Consider the following 989-nt stretch of genomic DNA (forward strand, 5'->3'; position numbering starts at 1 on the left):
GCCGACTCCTGGGGTGACATTTCCCTGGCCAAGCGCACCGGGGTGCTGTTCAAGTTCCGCGAACTCGTCGCCTCCCACGTGGACGAGCTCGCCGAGCTGATCACCGCCGAGCACGGCAAGGTCCTCTCCGATGCGAAGGGCGAGATCGGACGCGGCCTGGAGGTCATCGAGTTCGCCTGCGGCATCCCGACCCTGCTCAAGGGCGACTACTCGGACCAGGTCTCCACCGGGATCGATGTCGTCTCCTTCCGTGAGCCGCTCGGCGTGGTTGCCGGCATCACCCCGTTCAACTTCCCGGTGATGGTGCCGCTGTGGATGGCGCCGATGGCTATCGCCACCGGCAACGCCTTCATCCTCAAGCCCTCCGAGCGCGACCCTTCCGCCTCGATGCTGCTGGCCAAGCTGTGGAAGCAGGCGGGTCTGCCCGACGGCGTCTTCCAGGTCCTGCACGGCGACAAGGAGACCGTTGACGGGCTCCTGACCCACCCGGACGTGGACGGCATCTCCTTCGTCGGATCCACCCCGATCGCCCAGTACGTCCACGAGACCGCCACCAAGCACGGCAAGCGGGTCCAGGCCTTGGGCGGGGCGAAGAACCACGCGATCGTGATGCCCGACGCCGACCTCGACAACGCCGCCGACCACCTCGCCGCCGCCGCCTTCGGTTCCGCGGGTGAACGCTGCATGGCCATCTCCGTCGCCGTCGCCGTCGGCGATGCCGCCGAACTGCTGGTCAAGAAGGTCGACGAGCGCGCCGTGGCCGTCAAGGTCAAGAACGGCACAGAACCGGACGCCGAAATGGGCCCGGTCATCACCCCCGCCTCCAAGGAACGCATCGTGAAGATCGTCACCGAAGCCGAAGCCGCCGGCGCGGCCATGGTGGTGGACGGCCGCGACCTGGTGGTCCCCGGCCACGAGGACGGCTTCTGGGTCGGCCCCACCGTCCTGGACCACGTCAAGACCGAAATGACCGCCTACACCGAGGAAAT

Annotated in this window: 1 protein-coding gene; it reads left to right on the forward strand. The window is 67.6% G+C overall.

The features are described from left to right. Positions 1-989 (forward strand): CoA-acylating methylmalonate-semialdehyde dehydrogenase (gene mmsA / locus AC1DDG_RS21660; RefSeq protein ID WP_476877697.1); only part of this gene is annotated, 989 nt, incomplete at both ends.

This window comes from Arthrobacter sp. 10L430, assembly GCF_056395245.1.